General features: G+C 39.5%; 21 protein-coding genes and 1 other annotated feature. Of the genes, 2 read left to right on the top strand and 19 right to left on the bottom strand.

From position 1 onward, the window contains the following. The 16 genes from ACIQAA_RS02965 to cymR all read right to left on the bottom strand — a co-directional run bounded on the left by ACIQAA_RS02965 (position 1) and on the right by cymR (position 15,596). On the bottom strand, positions 1-930 hold the full coding sequence (locus ACIQAA_RS02965) for a peptidase U32 family protein (RefSeq protein WP_402614748.1): 930 nt from the start codon (positions 928-930) through the stop codon (positions 1-3). Positions 931-936: 6 nt separating this feature from the next. Next, on the bottom strand, positions 937-1,578 hold the full coding sequence (locus ACIQAA_RS02970) for an O-methyltransferase (protein ID WP_402614751.1): 642 nt from the start codon (positions 1,576-1,578) through the stop codon (positions 937-939). Positions 1,579-1,750: 172 nt separating this feature from the next. After that, on the bottom strand, positions 1,751-2,884 hold the full coding sequence (gene mltG / locus ACIQAA_RS02975; protein ID WP_402614754.1) for an endolytic transglycosylase MltG: 1,134 nt from the start codon (positions 2,882-2,884) through the stop codon (positions 1,751-1,753). Between the two features lie 181 nt (positions 2,885-3,065). Next, positions 3,066-3,356 carry a DUF1292 domain-containing protein gene (locus tag ACIQAA_RS02980; protein WP_063251383.1) on the bottom strand — a complete coding sequence of 97 codons (291 nt, stop codon included), beginning with the start codon at positions 3,354-3,356 and terminating at the stop codon, positions 3,066-3,068. A gap of 12 nt (positions 3,357-3,368) precedes the next feature. After that, complete coding sequence (ruvX, locus tag ACIQAA_RS02985; RefSeq protein ID WP_402614757.1) at positions 3,369-3,785, bottom strand: Holliday junction resolvase RuvX; 417 nt, start codon at positions 3,783-3,785, stop codon at positions 3,369-3,371. Between the two features lie 3 nt (positions 3,786-3,788). Continuing rightward, positions 3,789-4,055: an IreB family regulatory phosphoprotein gene (locus tag ACIQAA_RS02990; protein ID WP_063251385.1), complete on the bottom strand. Its 267-nt coding sequence runs from the start codon at positions 4,053-4,055 to the stop codon at positions 3,789-3,791. A gap of 213 nt (positions 4,056-4,268) precedes the next feature. Next, positions 4,269-6,902, bottom strand: coding sequence for an alanine--tRNA ligase (gene alaS / locus ACIQAA_RS02995; RefSeq protein ID WP_402614760.1), 2,634 nt, complete (start codon positions 6,900-6,902; stop codon positions 4,269-4,271). 182 nt (positions 6,903-7,084) lie between these two features. Then, positions 7,085-7,300 (bottom strand) — a binding site (T-box leader). A 62-nt stretch (positions 7,301-7,362) separates the two neighbouring features. Beyond that, positions 7,363-8,442, bottom strand: a complete 1,080-nt coding sequence (locus tag ACIQAA_RS03000; RefSeq protein ID WP_402614763.1) for an AI-2E family transporter — start codon at positions 8,440-8,442, stop codon at positions 7,363-7,365. Between the two features lie 92 nt (positions 8,443-8,534). After that, the gene (locus tag ACIQAA_RS03005; RefSeq protein ID WP_402614766.1) at positions 8,535-8,669 is read right to left on the bottom strand and encodes a YrzQ family protein; all 135 of its coding nucleotides are present in this window, start codon (positions 8,667-8,669) and stop codon (positions 8,535-8,537) included. A 75-nt stretch (positions 8,670-8,744) separates the two neighbouring features. Beyond that, positions 8,745-8,936 carry a hypothetical protein gene (locus tag ACIQAA_RS03010; RefSeq protein ID WP_192649969.1) on the bottom strand — a complete coding sequence of 64 codons (192 nt, stop codon included), beginning with the start codon at positions 8,934-8,936 and terminating at the stop codon, positions 8,745-8,747. Positions 8,937-8,948: 12 nt separating this feature from the next. Beyond that, on the bottom strand, positions 8,949-9,464 hold the full coding sequence (locus ACIQAA_RS03015) for a PRC-barrel domain-containing protein (RefSeq protein ID WP_402614769.1): 516 nt from the start codon (positions 9,462-9,464) through the stop codon (positions 8,949-8,951). Continuing rightward, the gene (gene recD2 / locus ACIQAA_RS03020) at positions 9,457-11,868 is read right to left on the bottom strand and encodes an SF1B family DNA helicase RecD2 (protein ID WP_402614772.1); all 2,412 of its coding nucleotides are present in this window, start codon (positions 11,866-11,868) and stop codon (positions 9,457-9,459) included. Before recD2 ends, ACIQAA_RS03015 begins: the two co-directional genes overlap by 8 nt. 35 nt (positions 11,869-11,903) lie before the next feature. Next, complete coding sequence (locus ACIQAA_RS03025; protein WP_402614775.1) at positions 11,904-12,557, bottom strand: tetratricopeptide repeat protein; 654 nt, start codon at positions 12,555-12,557, stop codon at positions 11,904-11,906. A gap of 274 nt (positions 12,558-12,831) precedes the next feature. After that, positions 12,832-13,950: a tRNA 2-thiouridine(34) synthase MnmA gene (mnmA, locus tag ACIQAA_RS03030; RefSeq protein WP_402614778.1), complete on the bottom strand. Its 1,119-nt coding sequence runs from the start codon at positions 13,948-13,950 to the stop codon at positions 12,832-12,834. A 38-nt stretch (positions 13,951-13,988) separates the two neighbouring features. Further along, on the bottom strand, positions 13,989-15,131 hold the full coding sequence (locus ACIQAA_RS03035; RefSeq protein ID WP_402614781.1) for a cysteine desulfurase family protein: 1,143 nt from the start codon (positions 15,129-15,131) through the stop codon (positions 13,989-13,991). 45 nt (positions 15,132-15,176) lie between these two features. Beyond that, positions 15,177-15,596 (bottom strand): cysteine metabolism transcriptional regulator CymR, encoded by a 420-nt coding sequence (cymR, locus tag ACIQAA_RS03040; RefSeq protein WP_402614784.1) that lies wholly within the window; start codon positions 15,594-15,596, stop codon positions 15,177-15,179. 150 nt (positions 15,597-15,746) lie between these two features. Here cymR and ACIQAA_RS03045 point away from each other — a divergent pair, with 150 nt between their 5' ends. Further along, on the top strand, positions 15,747-17,018 hold the full coding sequence (locus ACIQAA_RS03045) for a replication-associated recombination protein A (protein ID WP_402614787.1): 1,272 nt from the start codon (positions 15,747-15,749) through the stop codon (positions 17,016-17,018). Between the two features lie 26 nt (positions 17,019-17,044). On the opposite strand, the gene ACIQAA_RS03050 is transcribed toward ACIQAA_RS03045, so the two are convergent. The 3 genes from ACIQAA_RS03050 to ACIQAA_RS03060 all read right to left on the bottom strand — a co-directional run bounded on the left by ACIQAA_RS03050 (position 17,045) and on the right by ACIQAA_RS03060 (position 19,782). Further along, positions 17,045-17,995 (bottom strand): ABC transporter permease, encoded by a 951-nt coding sequence (locus ACIQAA_RS03050; RefSeq protein ID WP_402614790.1) that lies wholly within the window; start codon positions 17,993-17,995, stop codon positions 17,045-17,047. Further along, positions 17,988-18,914 carry an ABC transporter ATP-binding protein gene (locus tag ACIQAA_RS03055; protein WP_402614792.1) on the bottom strand — a complete coding sequence of 309 codons (927 nt, stop codon included), beginning with the start codon at positions 18,912-18,914 and terminating at the stop codon, positions 17,988-17,990. Before ACIQAA_RS03055 ends, ACIQAA_RS03050 begins: the two co-directional genes overlap by 8 nt. A gap of 100 nt (positions 18,915-19,014) precedes the next feature. Continuing rightward, entirely contained in the window at positions 19,015-19,782 is a 768-nt protein-coding gene (locus ACIQAA_RS03060) for a tRNA threonylcarbamoyladenosine dehydratase (protein WP_402614795.1), read from the bottom strand. 160 nt (positions 19,783-19,942) lie between these two features. Between ACIQAA_RS03060 and ACIQAA_RS03065 the strand changes: the two genes are divergently transcribed. Further along, positions 19,943-20,336: hypothetical protein (locus ACIQAA_RS03065; RefSeq protein ID WP_402614798.1), on the top strand; the 394-nt coding region annotated here is incomplete at its 3' end.

The raw sequence follows: 20,336 nt of genomic DNA on the forward strand, positions 1-20,336 counted from the left end.
TTAGTAAACTGTTTCCTTAAAAAAGAATCCTGTATCTAATTTGCGGTTAGCTGGCTGAATTTCTTCAATAGCTTCTAACAGCTCATCTTTTTTGTCCTCGTATAAATCTGGGTCCTCAAAGAACAAGTCTATTGCTTCACGATATGCCTTTGTAACTGCAATAAGATATTCTGAAGACTTTAAGATTCCATCGATTTTAAATGAATCCACACCCGCTTCAAGCATTTCCTGAAGTTCGTCGATTATACAAATATCATTTGGGCTCATAATATGGGTTCCATTCTCGTCTTCAAAGATTGGATATTTATTTTCTCTTTCTTTATCGTGAAGGAACATATTCTTGTCCATTTTACGATTTTCAATTTCCATTACTTTTCCTTGGTACTCATAATAGTTACCTAGCAGAGAACGTTTTGATTGGAACATACAGCTCATCCCATGAACCTGTACTTCGATTTCAACCTCAGCATTTTCTTTGATTTCGACTATTGCATCCATATTAATCTCTCGGGCAAGAACAGCTCTTTTCGCACCCTTTTTACCCCAATAGTTACATGAGAACCAATTTGTCCCAAGCGTTTCCGTACTCCAATGAAGTTTTATATTTGGTGCCACTTCACGAGCGGTCATTAAAACCGCAGGGTCACCAAAAATAATCGCATCTGCATTTGCTTCAGCAGCAAATTTAATATAATCACTTAATTCATCAATCTTCTCATTATGAAAAATAGCATTTACCGCAACATAGACTTTTTTGCCTTGTCCATGTGCTAGATCTATAGCTTGTTTTACTTGTTCCCGGTTAAACTCACCTGCTAAGCGCAATCCGTATCTCTGTTCACCGACCACAAATGCATCAGCACCCGCTTCAGCTAATGGTAAAATATCATCAACAGATAATGGGGTTACTAATAATTCCGTTTTTTTCAACTTAATTCACCTCTTCTTTTTACTAATTGCGATTCCATCTCCAACAGGAAGAATGGCAGTGTGATAATCAGGGTGGTTCATCAGCCATTGGTTGAAACCATCAATTTTTTTAACGAGATTACGAATCCGTTTTGATTCGATTTCTGCTTCTGTTACAAGACCTTTAAATAAAACATTATCCGTTATGATGACTCCATCATCACTTAGGTATTTCGAATATATTTCAAAGAATTTTTTATATTGACCTTTTGCAGCGTCTACAAAAATGGTATCGTATGGCGCTTGTCCCTTTACAAGTTCCTCCACTTCAAGGGCGTCACCTTTAATCAATAAAATCTGTCCGCCATGCTTCGAACGACTCATATATTCTTCAGCCGCCTGAATTCTTTCTAAATCTCTTTCTATCGTAACAATGGACGCACTTGGCAGTGCCTCAGCCATACGTAGTGCCGAATATCCAATTGCGGTACCTACCTCAAGAATCTTTTTCGAATCCTGGACTCTTAAAAGCTGGAGCAATGCTTCGATTCCCACGAGCTCCATAATCGGTACTTTATTTTCTTTAGCGTAGTTTTCCATTTCGATAAACAATGGTTCACGCCCTGGAATTAGTTCCTCAATATAAGAATGCAGTTTATCATTCAACAAACTGCCATCACCTGCCTCTATCCTTTAAAAAGCATTGTTTGCCACAATTTTGCTCTTTAGACATGAAAAAATAGCGTTCAATAGAAACGCTATTATCTGCTCATAAAACACTTGAACTATTTTATCATAAACAAGGAGGAAAGAAAACTATTCCCCCTCGTTATTTGGTTAATTATTGGTTGGTAATATGCTCCGCTTTTGCTGCGTTGTGTTCATCTAGAGTATTAGTAAAAATCACATCCCCTTCTGCTGTAGCCAGGAAATATAAATGTTTTGTATCTGCTGGATTCACTGCTGCATCAAGAGAATCTTTACCTGCATTTGCAATGGGGCCTGGAGGAAGCCCTTTATGTTTATAAGTATTATAAGGTGAATCTACTTCTAAGTCCTCGTATAATACTCTCTCTTTGTGTTTTCCTTGTGCATAAAGTACAGTTGGATCTGTTTGTAAAGGCATTCCTTGCTCGATTCGATTATAGAATACACTTGAGATTTTTTTGCGGTCAGCCTTTTTTGTTGCTTCTTCCTCAATCAATGAGGACATGGTTAGCAGCTGGTGAGCAGTGATCTCCTCCTCACTAGAATCTGCAAGATATGGTGTTAACACTTTTCGAGTCTGATCTAGCATTGTTACAACCATCTCTTCTATTGTTGGATTCTGTTTGTAGAAAGGATAGGTTGCTGGGAACAAATAACCCTCTAGAGGATATTTTATATTTGGATTCAAGATATCTGTTGTTAGTAAATCCGGATATTTCGCCATCAATGTTTGGATGAATGGTCTATCATTTAATTGATTAAAAACTTCATCTTCCGGTTTATTTACAGCCTTCGCCATAATTTGGGCGATTTCTCTTAATTGTTTACCTTCTGGAATCGTTAACTGGAACGCTGCCTGCTGGAGTACTTTACCTGTTTTTAAGCGATTAATAATTTCTGGAATCTCCATTGAGGGACTCAGTTCATACTCTCCAGCCATAAAACCTGCTTCATTTTTAAATTTCACATAGTATTTAAAGACTTTAGCATTTTTAATGATTCCACTTGCTTCCAATTTTTCAGATATTCCCGTTACGGATGAGCCAATCGGAATTTCAACCTTTTTTTGAACTTTACTATCCTTATCAACTGGTTCAAGTGCTGACTTGATGTAGAGGTAGCCCCCGCCGCCAATAAAAATAAGTATTAAAAGGGTTACAATCGTAATGGTTAAAACGATTCTGCGCACAATTCTTGCCTCGCTTTGGTGTTCAAGCATTTTTTTACGAATTATCTCTTTTTTCGAGTGTGTCTCTTCTGATGACATTTTATTGCCCCTCCCATATGCCCGTTAAACATGTATCTTTCAAACTCTTTTTTTACGTTTTTTAAAATAGCATATCAAATATTATTTCAGCATATATAGCGAAAAATGTCAATTTTTCTGCGAAAGCGTATTCATAAAACGACAAAAAAGCGACCCTTCGTCAGGATCGCTTTTCATCATATTATTCTTCGTCTTCTTGTTCGTCATAGAATGTATTTAGCATTTCTTCAACCATATCCCATTCTTCTTCGGTTTCGATAGGAATTAATTCCCCTTCGCCGTCTTCATCATTAGGATTGAAGGCATACGCATGAATCTCAGGGCCCTCTTCATCGTCTTCTACGCCGCCTACTTGTTGAAACAAAACATACGACTTTCCAAAATCCTCTGATTCAAATGTAAAAAGCACTTCACATAATTGTTCATTACCTTTTTCATCTACAATTGTAATTTGATTTTCTCCGTGTTCCATAACTTCACCTCATTAATTTTTGCTATCCAAATAGCCTTGTAGTATCATCGAAGCTGCCATTTTATCAATGACCTTTTTTCGCTTTTTACGGCTGACATCCGCTTCAAGCAGTACTCGCTCTGCTGCCATTGTCGTTAAACGCTCGTCCCATAAAATGGTTGAAACTGAAAACTGGTTTTCAATTTCCTCTGCGTATCGCTTACTGGCTTCAGCTCGAGGTCCAATCGTGCCATTCATATTCTTTGGCAAACCGATGACAACTAGACTAATTCCATACTCTTTTATTAATTGACCAATTTCGTCAAAACCAAACTTATTTTTTTCTTCATCAATTTTTAGGGTTTTGAGGCCCTGTGCAGTCCAGCCAAGTTCGTCACTTATGGCAATACCGACTGTCTTAGAGCCCACATCTAATCCCATAATTCGCATTTCTTAACCCTCACGTCGTTGTTTTAAATAGGATTTAACCAATTCCTCAATTATCTCATCCCGCTCGAGTTTACGAATGATATTCCTTGCGTCACGATGACGGGGAATATAAGCAGGGTCTCCGGAAAGTAAATATCCGACGATTTGATTAATTGGATTATATCCTTTTTCTTGCAGGGCTTCATGAACTTGAAAAAGAACATCATTTACGTCATGTTCAAAAGGCTCTTCAGGAAAATTAAATCTCATCGTTTTATCAAATGAGCTCATCATATGCACCTCGCATTTTTAGTAGAGGAGATAACTGCCTTGACTAGTTAGTTTAGTGTTTAGCTGCAGTGCCTAGGGGATCGGGGTCATTAGCCAATCCGACAAGAAGGTTAAAGAACAACCTTCTCGCCGGCTTGTCTTATGCCTGTCGCCCCTGGGCAAGGCACTTCCGCTTGTCTAGTTACCACCATTTTACACTACTTTGTCTCATTATCAAATTGATTTTACCCATTCGTCAACGAATTGCAGGGCAGAGTCGAGTTTTTCAGGATCTTTACCACCAGCCTGAGCCATATCCGGACGGCCTCCGCCTCCTCCGCCGCATCTTGCTGCCACTTCTTTGATTAATTTACCAGCATGGTATCCCTTGTCAATTAAATCTTTGGTTACTGCAGCGATTAAATTTACTTTCCCTTCATTTACACTACCTAGCAGGATTACAGCTGAACCAACTTTTTGTTTCAAATCATCGGCCATATTTCGTAAGTTATTCATATCAGAAGCTTGAACTTTTGCAGCTAATACGGTGACACCGTCAATTTGCTTTGCTTTTGATACAAGGTTCCCAGCCTCAATGTTTCCTAACTTAGCTGCAAGTGATTCATTTTCCCGCTGCAGTTGTTTGATTTCAGCCATTAAGACTTCTATCCGGTTTACAACCTCTTTTGGATTGGTTTTTAACTTGTCAGCTGCATCTTTTAATAACCCGACTTGGTCATTCATCAATTGATAAGCCGATTCACCCGTTACAGCTTCGATTCTCCTTGTCCCGGCACCGATTCCGCCTTCAGAAACAATTTTAAACAACCCAATTACAGATGTGTTTGGTACGTGACATCCGCCACATAGCTCTAAGCTATAATCCCCTACTTTAACGACACGAACAATATCGCCATATTTTTCACCGAAAAGCGCCATTGCACCCATTGATTTTGCCTCAGCAATTGGCTTTAAGCTAATATTCACTTCGATATTCTTCCAGATTTTTTCGTTAACGATCCTTTCAATTTCCTCTAATTCCTCTGGCTGTACTTGTCCAAAATGTGAAAAATCAAAACGCAGACGATCTGGTTCTACTAGTGAACCTGCCTGGTTTACATGCGTTCCTAATACATCTTTTAATGCCTGGTGAAGCAAGTGAGTAGCAGTATGATTTTTTATTATCTGAACTCGATTATCCTGATTAACAGTGGCTGTCACTTTTGCATTCGTCTTTAATATTCCTGACTCCACAACTGCTTTATGAAGGTTTTGACCATTTGGAGCCTTTTGTACATCTTTTACGCTAACGGTAACACCTTCTGCTTGAATGATTCCGCGGTCTGCAATTTGTCCGCCGCTCTCCGCATAAAAAGGCGTAACATCAAGAATAAGCTGTACCTCGTCTCCGCTGAATGCTTCGTCAATGATTTCACCATTTTTAACGATTGCCACAACTGTCGAACTCGTTTCAAGCTGGTCATAACCGACAAATTGACTTTCCACAACTATGTCACCTAGGACACCGCCTTGAACCTGCATACTGCCAACATCCTGACGCGCAGAACGAGCACGCTCACGCTGTAATTCCATTTCCGTTTCAAAACCAGCGTGATCAACCTTCATGCCCTCTTCCTCTGCATATTCTTCTGTTAGCTCAACAGGGAAACCATAGGTATCATAAAGACGGAAAACATCACTTCCGGAAATCGTATCGCTTCCTCTTTCCTTCTCTTTCTTAATAACATTACCTAGTATGGATAAACCTTCGTGTAATGTTTCGTGGAAACGTTCTTCTTCATTCTTTATTACTTTTTGAATAAATTCCGTCTTGTCTTTGACCTCTGGATAAAAATCATGCATGATTTCTCCTACCACAGGAACTAGTTCATACATAAATGGACGATTGATAGTAATTTGTTTAGCATAACGAACCGCACGGCGCAGTAATCGGCGTAAAACATACCCGCGTCCTTCATTAGAAGGCAGTGCACCATCACCAACAGCAAATGCCACCGTACGAATATGGTCTGCAATTACCTTAAATGCTGTATCCTTTTCTTTTTCCACACCATATTTCACACCCGAAATTTCTTCTGTAGCTCTGATAATCGGGATAAACAAATCTGTATCAAAGTTAGTTGGTACGTTTTGAACGACAGAAGCCATTCTTTCTAGTCCCATACCTGTATCAATGTTCTTCTTTGGCAGTGGTGTATAGGTATTATCCGGGTTATGATTAAACTGTGAAAATACAAGATTCCAAACTTCTAGATAACGCTCGTTTTCACCGCCTGGATATAATTCTGGATCGGTCGGGTCATCACCATACTCTGGACCGCGGTCGTAGAAGATTTCCGTATTCGGACCACTTGGACCTTCACCGATATCCCAGAAGTTCCCTTCAAGACGAATGATTCGCTCCTCTGGTATCCCAATTTTCTTGTTCCAAAGCTCAAATGCTTCATGGTCCTCAGGATGAATCGTAACGGACAGTAATTCAGGGTCCCAGCCAATCCATTTCTTATCCGTTAAAAATTCCCATGCCCACTCGATCGCTTCTTCTTTAAAATACTCACCAATAGAAAAGTTTCCGAGCATTTCGAAAAAAGTATGATGACGTGCTGTTTTTCCAACATTTTCAATATCGTTGGTGCGGATTGATTTTTGAGCATTCGTAATTCTTGGATTATCAGGAATTACACGTCCATCGAAGTATTTTTTTAATGTGGCAACACCACTATTAATCCACAATAATGATGGATCATCGTGAGGAACAAGCGACGCACTTGGTTCAACAGCATGCCCTTTCTCCTGAAAAAAATCTAAATACATTTTACGAATTTCTGAACCAGTCAAGTATTTCATATTATTTACGCCTCCCTTTAGTTTAAAAGCATAAGCGCCTTGGTCAGCCCCGACAAGCAAATGTTCTTCGGCAAGAAAAGTCGGATTTTTGACTTTTCTTGCTGAAGGTTATTTGACCACGAGGGGCTAGGCGCTGACGCTAGATATGAGTTAAAAAAGAACACAAAAAAGCCCTCATCCCTGACAGGGACGAGAGCTAACTCGCGGTACCACCCTGATTATGAACACAAAAAACACGTGTTCACCTCTCAAATAATGCCTTAACGCGACAATGACGGCAGTGGTTAGCTGCACTCCGGACTAGCTTCTGTTATCCTTCATCTAGAGCTTCTCGCAGCCAAGGAAGCTCCTCTCTTAAAGATGGACTACAACATACTAGGGTCCTTCAACATGTTAATCCAAAATATTCTATAACCGGATTATAGCCACACAAAAAACGTTTGTCAATCTTATACCTGTATTATGGTGCAGGCTGTTTCACTTTTCCACGAACAAAATGATTTTTAGCGTGCAGGATGCTGACTTTAAGGACAACAAGAACGGGAACTGCTACGATCATTCCAATGATTCCCCCTATTTCGCCTCCTGCCGTTAAAGCAACCATAATCATTAACGGGTGCATATGCAGGCTTTTTCCAACAATATAGGGAGAAAGGATATTTCCTTCTAAAAATTGCAATACAAAAACAATCGCGATTGTAATAATCACTAACTTACCCGAGCTTGTGGCTGCAATGAATACGGCTGGAACAGCACCTATAATTGGACCAAAATAGGGGATGACATTTGTGACTCCAATAATCATTCCTAAAAGCAAGGGATATTTTAAATGGAAAATCCAAAACAAAATTGCTGATAGACTGCCGATAATGAGACAGACGAGTAGCTGGCCTCTAATGTAGCTTCCAAGCGATTCATCGATATCTTTGAGAAATCGAGTTCCCTTTCTCCGCCATTGTTTAGGTGTGATATACCAAACGGCTCTTTTAATAATTGTGAAATCCTTTAACATATAAAAAGCAATAAAAGGAATGATCATCAACGCAACCGCAAAATTCAAAATGTTTAATAAGGAATCAACGATAACGGTCAGGAGAGCATCCAATTTCTTTTCAAAACCAACGATACCCTCATTAATTTGCTCTTGAAGACCATCTGGCCACTCACGCGTATGCGATTGGAGATCCTTTATCCAGCTTCGGTATTGCTCTGCTAAAATAGGAGCACTCTCTGCGAGGTCCCGTACTTGAGAAATAAAGGCGGGAATTCCTTTGTATATCGCTAAGCCAATACCGCCAAAAAAAAGAAAATAGATTAAAAAAATTGCTAATCCCCGGTGTAACCCTTTTTCATGAAGCTTTTCAACGATAGGATGGAGCAAATAAGTGATAAATCCACCTATGAAGAAAGGAAGGATAATAACAAAAACAACTCTGACGATAGGCAGCCAAAAAAAACGAATTTTTAAAAACACATAAATAGCGATGAGTAAAAGAAGCAAAAAACCGATTCGATAAAACCATTTCAAGCGAATATCCATCGTCACTGCCTCCTTAATAGCTTTAGTCTTAGAGACAAATACAGGATTTATACATAAGCAAAATCCCCCTCATAAATGAGGGGGATAAATTTTTAGAATAAAGCTCTCTTTACTTTTCTTTGAATTCGTTTCATTTGACGTCCTGACATCATGTTATTTCTCTGTGCAAAATTATATGCTGCCGCTCCAACGCCAAGTGCCACGACAGAAGTCATCACTTTATTCATACGTCTCACCTCTTCTATAATTTGACAGTCATTGGTACTTTTACTGCCAGCTTCCGCTCCAAAGGGCTTTTGCTATTATATGGTGTATCGACGCTCTTCTTCTTCAAACAAGTCATCTAAAGAACTGAGTGTACCATCTTCTTCGACTTGATGGGTATTGATGATGCCTTTGGCAAGAGACAATTCAATAAAACAATTCCAGCAATAATATTGGTTTATTCCGATTTTGCCGATATCCTTGCTCTGACAATTGGGACACTTGAACATGAAAAGAACACCTCACGTATGATTAACGTCTACGATGATGGCATCCTTTCCGATCGCAGGGGGCTTCTCGGATTGTATTATCTGTTTCCCTTCCGTTATATCCGAAAAGAAACCATCCGTAATTTCGTACCCTACGATTGTGCCCAATTCTTCATGAAAATATACATCCTCTAACAATCCTAGAGACTCTCCGCTTTTTGATAAAAGCATTTTTCCATTTAGAGAGTGTTGATGGTAAAGGGTATATTCAGGATTTGTTTTGAGTCTCTCCAGAGTATTATCCTCTTCAATCATGACCCCATCCCCGCCAAATGATAATACATCCTGAATGTCCAGTAAATAGGTTTGTTTGAAGAAAACGCCTTTCTTAACCATAAGGCCCTTAACTACCCCATCATTTGTGATACATAAGTCTGTAACCTCGCCAATTTTCGAACCAGTTTTCGATTCAAACACCGGCTGTCCTTTTAATAAAGCAAATGTTCGCAGAGTGTCCCACCTCCTGTGAACATTTATAGTTTCAGTCATTTACCATAAAATCATAAGGTGTAACGTTTTCCATGCCAATCATTGGGTTGACCTGCATTAATAGTTCCTCTGCAGATAATGTTGTTACTTCAACAATTAGTTCTTCATCACGTTCTTTGACTGCTATCATTTCTTGGAGTTTTTGAGATAATGTGGTTTGTCTGCTTTGTTCATCCGCTCTTTCGACACCCATCCTAAGTGCTTCCTCTTCTCCACACAAGATTAGCGATTGCTTACTCCTTGTAATGGCCGTATAAATGAGGTTCCTTCTCAGCATTCGAAAATAGCTTCTTGTAATGGGGAGGATGACGATTGGGAATTCACTTCCTTGCGATTTATGTACGGAGCAGCAATAGGCATGAGTAATTTGATTCAAATCCTGTCTCGTATATTCGACTTCATTTCCTTCGAAGGAAATGTATACCATATCCTGTTTTTCCGTATTTTCCTTTGCATAAATGATCGAAATGATTTCTCCAATATCCCCGTTAAAAACATTGCTTTCCGGTTGGTTTACAAGCTGGAGCACTTTATCCCCAATTCGATATTTCACATCACCAAATAACAGTTCCTTTCGAGTACCGGCTGGATTTGGATTAAATATTTCTTGTAATAATACATTCAACCGATCAATACCCGCTGGACCTCTGTACATCGGTGCTAACACTTGAATATCCTTAGCGGAATAACCTTTACTTTTCGCATTCAGCGCAACCTTTTCAATCACCTGAGGAATCTGAGCAGTTGAACATCTGATAAATGAACGATCAGGCTGTTTCATGGTCACATTAGCTGGCAAATAACCTTTTTTTATATCATGGGCCAGTTCAATAATCGAAGAACCTTCGGCCTGGCGATAAATATCCGTTAATCTTACCGTCGGGACAACCTCAGATCTTAATAAATCTTTTAACACCTGACCTGGCCCAACAGACGGCAGCTGATCTTCATCGCCGACAAGAATGACTTGAATATTCTCTGGCAGTGCTTTAAACAATTGATTGGCTAACCAAATATCAAGCATCGATGTCTCATCGACAATAAGAATTTTTCCTTCTAGAGGACTACTGTCATCATGATCAAATACTTCTGTTCCATTAAAGCCAAGTAAGCGATGTATCGTAACAGCCGGCAGTCCGGTTGATTCACTCATCCTTTTTGCTGCTCTCCCTGTTGGGGCAGCAAGCAAAAAAGGAAAGGGTTCTCCCTTTGCATGATAATCCTTAGGCTCCAATGAACAGCCATGCAATTCCGCATAAAGCTCAACAATCCCTTTTATTACCGTTGTTTTACCGGTTCCAGGCCCCCCTGTAAGAATTAGCATTGGGGACATTAATGCAGTTTGGATCGCTTCCCTTTGGGTTGGGGCATATTGTACGTTTAGTCTTTCCTCAAGATTTCCTAACGCCAGTAAAAATTCAGATTCAGGAAATTGATCCTTATATTCATTTTGTTCAAGTATTTTTTTAATACTTGTTACTAAGCCTTTTTCAGCAAAATACAAAGAAGGCAAATAGACGCGCTTTTCCTCACCAACTAGTTTTCCCTCTTCTTCAAGTTTCAAAATCTCTGTAGAAATATCGGTGAATTCAATTTGATCACGTTTATTTTCTTCTAACAGGTTTTTAACCTGTATCAGTAAATCCTCTACATGCACATATACATGTCCTGTCTGCATGCTATCGTTCTCCAGTGAATAGAGACAGGCTGCTTTTATTCTGTCTGGATGATTGCCTGAGATTCCAAGTTGATAGCCAAGCTCGTCAGCCCGGCCAAAACCAATCCCCTCAATATCCTCTACGAGTTTATAGGGATTCTTTTGAATAATATCCAGGGTTTCATCCTTATAGGTTTGATACATTCTCATTGAAAGCTGCGGTCCAAAACCATATTGATTTAAAGCGACCATGACCTGCTCGAGACCCTGGTGCTCCATTAACGTATCATAGAGCATTTTTGCTTTATCAGGAGGAAGCTTAGGGACAGAATCAAGTAAGGAGGGCTGATTTAGAATTTTTGAAATCGCATTTTCTCCCAATGTTTCAACAATGTTCTCAGCCGTTTTCTTCCCAATCCCTTTAAACATTTCGCTCGATAAATAAGCTGCTACACCTTGCTTTGTTTGAGGAATGTCTTTACGAAAATGCTTCGTTTGGAATTGCATGCCAAACTTCGGGTGGTCCTTAAACTCACCAAAGAAAATATAGGTTTCATGCTCATGAATCTTTGGAAAATAGCCGGTGATCACAGCTTCCTTGTCTTCATACTCATGATTCGTTTCTTCGACACGAATTCTTAATACCGTGTAAAGATTTTGCTCATTATGAAAAATCGTAACGAGGTGTTTTCCTTTTACGAACTTTCCCTGCTCAGCAAATAAATCAAGCGAGCTTTGCTTGTCCACGGGTGCTTCCTCCTTTCAATTTTTTGTAATGGGGTTTATTTCGTAGATTCAATCAATTTTTTTGCATGTCCTGCTAACAAATGATCTGGTTGAATCTCGAGTGCTTTATTAAACATCGCTAATGCTTTATCTGCTTTTTCTTGAAAGGCATAAGAAACACCTAAATTATAAAGGGCGTCTGTATGCTCCTGATCCAATTCGATACATTTTTCGAATTGGACAATCGCCTCATCTATTAATTCCAATTGAGCAAGACATAATCCATATTGAAAACGTGCTTCCGCGTCATCCTCATTGAGTTCGACACTTCTTTGTAAATATGGAAGTGCAAATTTACCTTGATCAAGCTGTACAAGGGTCAGACCTAGCATGAAATAATTATCACTTGTGTGAAGTCCTTTTTTCATTGCCGTTTCAAACATCTTTTTAGCCTGGTCAAATTCGTCGTTACTAAAATATATTGTACCAGCACTATAGTAAGCAGCTGCAGTATTTTCATCTAATTGAATAGCCTTTTCGTAAAATTTCAATGCTTTTTCATCATCGCCAACAGCTGAAAGCACGTTGCCAAAATTTATGTATGCTATCGGATCTTGTGGGTTTTCTTCGATGACCTCATTAAAGATCTTCGCAGCCTCTTCCCACTTGCCTTCTTGCATGTATTGAACACCTAGTTGGTTTTTATCCATGTTATCACTCCGTTCTACTTGAGAGTATATCATATTAGAAAAATTTTCGTGAATTTTGGTCGTGGATCCGCCCTACTATTTGGCGTGTTTTTGGTAATATTTGTCTAAATGTACAAAAGGTATTAAAAAGTGTACAAAACCCTTTGAAATTTGTACAAAACACACCAAAAAATGTACAAAACCCATCAAAAATTGTACAAAACCTAGCGAACAGTCAAAATAATATCATAAATTGAGAAAAAATCCCCGATTCCAGATGGAATCAGGGATTTTTTTAGCCAACATATGTTAAACGTTGTCCATCTTTGTAAACTTTATCGATAGTACCGCCGCCAAGACATTCGTCACCATTGTAAAATACAACTGCCTGGCCAGGGGTAACGGCACGGATCGGTTCATCAAAGATTACTTTTACTTTATTGTCGTCCATAAGCTGTACCGTTACTTTATTGTCATCCTGGCGATAACGGAATTTAGCTGTACATGTAAACTCAGAAGGCTTCTCCCGATTGGATACCCAGCTTACGTTATCAGCAATAATCGAGTCAGAATACAGTTTTTCATTATGGAAGCCTTGTCCGACGTAAAGGACATTTCTTTTTAAATCCTTGCCAATTGCAAACCATGGCTCACCTGAACCGCCAATTCCTAACCCATGACGCTGCCCAATGGTATGGTACATCAAACCTTCATGCTTACCCTTAACTTCTCCATCCATTGTTTCCATGTTTCCCGGCTGAGCTGGAAGGTATTGTCCAAGGAACTCTTTAAAGTTACGTTCACCGATAAAACAGATCCCGGTGCTGTCTTTTTTCGTTGCAGTTGCCAAGTTTGCTTCTTTGGCAATTTCACGCACTCTTGATTTTTCTAGATTACCAATTGGAAACATAACCTTACTCAACTGTTCTTGATTCAATTGATTTAAGAAATAAGTCTGGTCCTTATTTTCATCCTTACCGCGGAGCATTTTGTACTCGCCGTCCCGGTATTCCACTTGAGCATAATGACCGGTTGCTAAGTAATCTGCACCTAAGTTCACTGCATGCTCAAGAAAAGCTTTAAACTTAATTTCTTTATTACACATAACATCAGGGTTTGGCGTTCTACCCGCCTTATACTCTTCTAAGAAATAGGTGAAAACCTTGTCCCAATATTGTTTTTCAAAATTAACCGCATAATAAGGAATACCAATTTGATTACAAACACGTATTACATCGTTGTAATCCTCTGTTGCGGTACAAAATCCGGTATCGTCCGTATCATCCCAGTTTTTCATAAAGATTCCAATGACATCATAGCCTTGCTGTTTCAACAACAATGCGGCGACAGAGGAGTCGACGCCGCCTGACATCCCGACTACGACTCGGATATCTTTTGGTTCTCTCTTTTCCATTTATTCTCACCTCTCTTTACTTTTAAAACTGTCGTCATTTATTTTTTCAGACGAGAAACAATTCTAGCCGTTTCTTCAGCTGTCTTGATAATTTGGTCTCCTGTTGTGTTAAAACCAAAGCTGAAACGGATGGAATTGATCAACACATCTGAGTCTTTACCAAACATGGCAACCAGGACATGTGAAGGTTCAATCGAACCTGCAGTGCATGCAGAACCACTTGAAACAGCTATACCAGCTAAATCAAAATTCACCAGCATTGCTTCCACGTTCGTTCCTGGGAAGCTTAAGTTTAATACATGAGGCATTGAATGTTCAAGTAATCCGTTTATGGAAAAATCAATTTGGTGTTCGGTCAGCTTTTCAATAAATGTTTTCTTAAATCCTTGATACATTTCCCGTTTTGCTAATCGTTCTTCAGAGGCGATTTTCACAGCCTCTTGAAAACCGACAATAGCTGCCACATTTTCCGTACCGGCTCGTCTTTTTCGTTCCTGCTCGCCGCCATATGCTCGAGGCACCAATTTAACCTTGTCACGGACATAGAGGAATCCAGTCCCTTTTGGTCCGTTTATCTTATGTGCGGAAACAGATAATAAATCTACATTCAGTTCTTCCACATTGATTTCTTCGATTCCATAGGCTTGAACCGCATCTGTGTGAAACAATGCCTGATGAGATTGAAGAAGCTTGCCAATTTCCTTTATTGGCTGAATGGTTCCCACTTCATTATTTCCAAACATAACCGATACAAGGATGGTATCTTCCCTTAAGGCTGCTCGAAGGTGATCAAGTGAAATTACCCCTGTTTCATCCACTGGCAGGTAGGTTACGTCAAAGCCCATTTTTTCTAGTTTCTGACAGGCATGTAATACGGCATGGTGTTCTATCTGAGTGGTAATAATGTGCTTCCCTAAATGTTGACTACTTTCAGCGACACCAAATAATGCCATATTATCTGCTTCTGTACCACCGCTTGTAAAAATAATCTCATTTTCCTTAGCGCCAATACTCCTAGCCAACGTTTCTCGTGCCAAGTCAATATGGTGCCGTGCTTCCCGTCCAAAAGAATGAATGCTAGAGGGATTACCATAATTGTTATTCATTACTTCCATCATTTTTTCAATCACCCTTGGGTGCATGGGAGTTGTAGCAGCATGGTCAAGATAGATTCTTTCCATCGTTCCACCTTCAATCAAAATAAATTCTCTATTCTACTGTTAACATTAAATGTAAAACATATAACCATCTGTTTCTGTATCGTTACTATGACTAGCCAGATCTTCTAACGTTGTATTGTCGAGAACGGATTTTATCGCATCACGAATTCGAATCCAAAGCTCGCGCTGTGCAGGCTCCTCATCCTCAATTCCTTCCACAAGTGTAATCGGTCCCTCAAGTACGCGAATGACATCACCAGCGGTAATTTTGGTTGGAGTATCAGCTAGGATATAACCACCATAGGCACCGCGGATACTTTTCACTAAGCCAGCGTTTCTTAAAGGAGCGATGAGCTGTTCAAGATAATGTTCAGATAAGTTGTTTGCTTGGGCAATCGTTTTTAACGATGTTGGCCCTTCCCCTTGATTTTTAGCAAGTTCAATCATGATCGTTAATCCGTATCGGCCTTTTGTTGAAATTCTCATTTTTTACACCTCTATTATTTTAATTCATTATTAAATACAAAGTAATTTGATAGGCATTAGCAATTATATCATATTGTACTTTAATATGCTTTTCGCTGAGAAAATGGTAGAGTTAAATGGAACTCATTTATTTAGTTGGAGAGATGAAGTATGCAGCAAAAGCCGCTGGCATTTCGAATGCGCCCTAGAACAATTGAAGAGATCGTCGGACAGCAGCACCTGGTGGCAGATGATAAAATCATTGCCCGCATGGTAAAAGCAAAACAACTGACATCAATGATTTTATATGGACCGCCAGGCATAGGTAAAACCTCGATTGCAAGTGCCATCGCCGGCAGCACCAAATATGCCTTCCGTACACTGAACGCGGTCACTAACAATAAAAAAGACATGGAAATCGTTGCAGCGGAAGCAAAAATGTCCGGCAAAGTAATTCTGCTCTTGGATGAAGTCCATCGGCTTGATAAAGGAAAACAGGATTTCCTATTACCTTTTTTAGAAAATGGCATGATTACCCTAATTGGTGCCACAACAAGTAACCCCTATCATGCGATTAACCCTGCCATCCGCAGCCGCTGTCAAATTTTCGAGCTCAAACCACTAACACCTGATGAAATCAAACTTGCATTAATCCGTGCCATCGGAGACGAAGAGCGTGGTTTCGGAAAGCTGAAGATTGATATTACCGAAGAGGCATTGACTCATTTTGCGAACGGCTCGAATGGAGATGTCCGGAGCTCGTTAAATGCACTAGAACTTGCCGTCCTTTCGACCGACAAGGATGCAGAGGAAGTCATCCATATTGAGATTAAAACGGCCGAAGAATGCATGCAAAAGAAGAGTTATGGCTCGGATAAAGATGGTGATGGTCATTATGATGTGCTTTCTGCGTTTCAAAAATCAATTCGCGGAAGTGATGTGAATGCGGCCCTGCATTATCTTGGAAGATTAATTGAAGCAGGTGATCTTCAGAGTATTAGCAGAAGGTTACTCGTAATTGCCTACGAAGATGTTGGTCTGGCTAGTCCACAGGCAGGGGCACGTACATTAGCTGCGATTGAAACTTCGGAAAGAATTGGATTTCCTGAAGCTAGAATTCCCTTGGCAAATGCCGTAATCGAGTTATGTTTATCGCCGAAATCCAACTCCGCAGTAATAGCAATCAGCGAAGCTATTTCCGATATCCAAAGAGGAAATATTGGTGAAGTACCGGACCATTTACGTGACGCACACTATAAAGGGGCACAAGAGCTGGGACGAGGAATTGGATACTTATATCCACATGATTATGAATCCGGCTGGGTACCACAGCAATATCTGCCTAACAAATTAAAGAACAAGCAATATTATCAACCTAAGAAAACAGGTAAATTTGAACAGGCACTGGCGAGTGTGTATGAAAAATTAACTAGAAAAAAATAACCTCTGGGGCTCCCCAGTGGTTATTTTTAAGCTGCAACATCTCTCTTTTTAAAGACATAGAATGCCAGGAATTGAAAAATCACAAAGTAGATAATAAGCATGATGATAGAGAATGTCATCGTCATTCCCTCTAGGAGAGGCGTTCCCTCGATATACTGCATCAAATTTGTATTCGCAAATAAAATGTATTTTGCCCAATCAAACTTCATTGACAATAGTGCCGTGAATTGACCACCTGTGAACATCAAAAACAAAGATAACCCAATCGCCAAAGAGCTGTTTCGGAAGACAGATGAAATCATGAAAGCCATCGTTGTCAGCATAATCATTTCAATCGAACCTAAACCATAGTGAATAATTAAGTGAACAACGATATGCTGTTCGGTTACTTTGCCATTAAAATAATTCAAATAAGGAAGTGCTTGTTCCGGGAATCCAAAAAGGATGGCGCCAAGCAGGGCTGAAAAACCAAATAAGATTCCTATCATCATCAAAGCAAACAATAGTACAGTTAAATACTTTGATAATAGAATCTTACTTCGATTGATAGGACGAATTAATAATAGTTTAATCGTGCCCCAATTAAATTCACTTGCTACGATTCCTGCAGAAATCACAATCGTAAACAACCCTGCTAATAAAATAAGCTCTGAATTGTCTTTTACGAATGACCAGACATTATACTTTTCCCGAAAAGGAATATCATACTCAATCCTATATTCATTGATAGCAATTTGCTTTTTATAGTACTCTTGCTCCATTTTAATAGGGCTTGACTCTAATTGCTTTTTCAATGCCTCATTTTCCTGTTGTAATACCGGCTTCCATTCTTCCGTCACATTGGGTTCCTCTTCGACGAGGTTATATTTCATAAAGATTCCTGTGACCGAGATAATTACTAATAGAATACCAATCATGACATAGGTTCCAGGTCTTCTAAAAATCTTCATTAATTCATTACGAATTAGATTAATCATGGTCGGTAGCCCCCTTATCTGCGGTCACTTCAAGGAAGCGGTCTTCTAATGTTTTGGATACTTCTTTAATACCAAACACTTGAATTTCCTCTTCAACGAACTTTTTTACCATTGCTGGTACATTTTCTTTTGGCAGCTCCAGCGTTATACCGTTTCGTGAAGGAGTAACAGGGATAGTTGGAAAGTTTGATTTTACAAGAGTTACTGCCTTTTCACTTGGAATAACCTCAAACTCAAAACTTGCACTGTTGCCGTGCACAAACTCTTGTACCAATTGGACATCGATAAGCTGCCCATTTTGAATAATCCCAATCCGGTCACACATCATTTCCATTTCAGAAAGGATATGGCTTGAAACAATGACTGCCATATTTTTTTCCCTTGCTAGAAGACGGATATAATCACGAATCTCTCTTATCCCTGCAGGATCCAGTCCGTTTGTCGGTTCATCCAAGATCAATACTTTGGGATCGTGTAAAAGGCACTGTGCCAATCCCAGTCTTTGCCGCATACCAAGTGAGTACGTTTTTACTTTATCATGAATTCTGTCTGATAATCCGACAAGCTTAACTGTCTCATCGATTTTTTCCTTGGTAATTCCTTTTACCATTCGTGCATAATGAATGAGATTTTGATAGCCGCTAAGGAATTTATACATTTCAGGATTTTCTACAATGGCCCCGACATGTCTGACTGCATCTTCAAAATTCGTTTTTATACTTTTACCACCTATCAAGATATCTCCTGATGTAATGTCAATCAGACCAACAATCATTCGAATAGTGGTTGTTTTACCTGCTCCATTTGGTCCAAGAAATCCAAAAACTTCACCTTTATTGACCTCAAAGCTGATATGATCTATAATCGTTCTTCCTTTTATCACTTTGCTAACATCTTTTATAGCTACGATTGAATCCAAAAAACTTCCCCCTCTCTCCATCAAGTTTACCGTATTATAGATAAATTTCCCATTTTTATCAAAAAAATAAACCCCGGCCACTAGGGTTCGGGGCTTTGTATTATTTTTCGTCAGCTACACGTGTAATTTTAATATCTGCCAGCAACTGTCTTACTACATAGCTTGCCATGATTAATCCACATGCAGATGGGACGAAGGCATTTGAGGATGGCGGCATTTGTGCTTTACGAATTGGCGCATTCGCGTTTCCAACCTCTTTCTTGACATCTTCACGGATTACAATCGGACTTTCATCGGAAAAGACCACTGGAATGCCCTTATGGATTCGGTCTTTACGAAGCTTTGTGCGGATTACTTTAGCGATTGGATCTGTATGCGTTTTTGAAATATCGGCAATTTGGAAGCGGGTTGGGTCCATTTTGTTGGCTGCCCCCATGCTTGAGATAATCGGTATATTTCTTTTTAGACATTCCTTCATGAGATGAATTTTACAAATAATCGTATCAGAAGCGTCAACGACAAAGTCCAAACCATGGCTAAAGAATTCTTCATACGTCTCTTCTGTATAAAACATTTTTAAAGCAATAACTTCACATTCGGGATTTATGTCTTTAATCCGTTCTTTCATAAGTTCAGCCTTTGGTTGTCCAACTGTTGACAGGAGTGCGATCAGCTGACGGTTTACATTCGTGATATCAACTGTATCTTTATCAACTAGTATCAGACGGCCTACTCCAGAGCGTGCAAGTGCCTCAGCAGCAAAAGAGCCGACACCGCCAATTCCTAACACAGCGACGGTACTGTTTTTCATAATATCTAGGCCTTCTTTGCCAATGGCAAGTTCATTACGAGAAAATTGATGCAGCATGTGAATCCTCCAAAAATTAAAATTCGACTTATCTATATCTTTTACCCTAGAAAAATATAACATACTCCCCTATAAATTCAAGTATTTCTATAGGGATAAGAACATCTAAGGAGGATGATTTTTCCCCTATTTAATCTATTCCGTATTTACCGGCACAATCATGCCGGGATTGTTCCCCTATTTCATCAACTCACCATTTATCGGCACTATCATGCCAGTATTGTTCCCCTATTTCATCAACTCACCATTTATCGGCACTATCATGCCGGGATTGTTCCCCTATTTCATCAACTCACCATTTATCGGCACAATCATGCCAGTATTGTTCCCCTATTTCATCGACTCACCATTTATGGGCACAATCATGCCGGGATTGTTCCCCAATTTCATCGACTCACCATTTATGGGCACAATCATGCCGGGATTGTTCCCCTATTTCATCAACTCACCATTTATCGGCACTATCATGCCAGGATTGTTCCCCTATTTCATCGACTCACCATTTATGGGCACAATCATGCCGGGATTGTTCCCCTATTTCATCAACTCACCAT

It is taken from the genome of Neobacillus sp. NPDC093182 (genome assembly GCF_044754045.1).

Coding starts and splice junctions, on each gene's coding strand:
- mltG (WP_402614754.1), bottom strand. CDS start 2,884: ATGTCATCAGAAGAGACACACTCGAAAAAAGAGATAATTCGTAAAAAA.
- ACIQAA_RS02980 (WP_063251383.1), bottom strand. CDS start 3,356: ATGGAACACGGAGAAAATCAAATTACAATTGTAGATGAAAAAGGTAAT.
- ruvX (WP_402614757.1), bottom strand. CDS start 3,785: ATGCGAATTATGGGATTAGATGTGGGCTCTAAGACAGTCGGTATTGCC.
- ACIQAA_RS02990 (WP_063251385.1), bottom strand. CDS start 4,055: ATGAGCTCATTTGATAAAACGATGAGATTTAATTTTCCTGAAGAGCCT.
- alaS (WP_402614760.1), bottom strand. CDS start 6,902: ATGAAATACTTGACTGGTTCAGAAATTCGTAAAATGTATTTAGATTTT.
- ACIQAA_RS03000 (WP_402614763.1), bottom strand. CDS start 8,442: ATGGATATTCGCTTGAAATGGTTTTATCGAATCGGTTTTTTGCTTCTT.
- ACIQAA_RS03005 (WP_402614766.1), bottom strand. CDS start 8,669: ATGAATAAAGTGATGACTTCTGTCGTGGCACTTGGCGTTGGAGCGGCA.
- ACIQAA_RS03010 (WP_192649969.1), bottom strand. CDS start 8,936: ATGTTCAAGTGTCCCAATTGTCAGAGCAAGGATATCGGCAAAATCGGA.
- ACIQAA_RS03015 (WP_402614769.1), bottom strand. CDS start 9,464: ATGACTGAAACTATAAATGTTCACAGGAGGTGGGACACTCTGCGAACA.
- ACIQAA_RS03025 (WP_402614775.1), bottom strand. CDS start 12,557: ATGGATAAAAACCAACTAGGTGTTCAATACATGCAAGAAGGCAAGTGG.
- mnmA (WP_402614778.1), bottom strand. CDS start 13,950: ATGGAAAAGAGAGAACCAAAAGATATCCGAGTCGTAGTCGGGATGTCA.
- ACIQAA_RS03035 (WP_402614781.1), bottom strand. CDS start 15,131: ATGGAAAGAATCTATCTTGACCATGCTGCTACAACTCCCATGCACCCA.
- cymR (WP_402614784.1), bottom strand. CDS start 15,596: ATGAGAATTTCAACAAAAGGCCGATACGGATTAACGATCATGATTGAA.
- ACIQAA_RS03045 (WP_402614787.1), top strand. CDS start 15,747: ATGCAGCAAAAGCCGCTGGCATTTCGAATGCGCCCTAGAACAATTGAA.
- ACIQAA_RS03050 (WP_402614790.1), bottom strand. CDS start 17,995: ATGATTAATCTAATTCGTAATGAATTAATGAAGATTTTTAGAAGACCT.
- ACIQAA_RS03060 (WP_402614795.1), bottom strand. CDS start 19,782: ATGCTGCATCAATTTTCTCGTAATGAACTTGCCATTGGCAAAGAAGGC.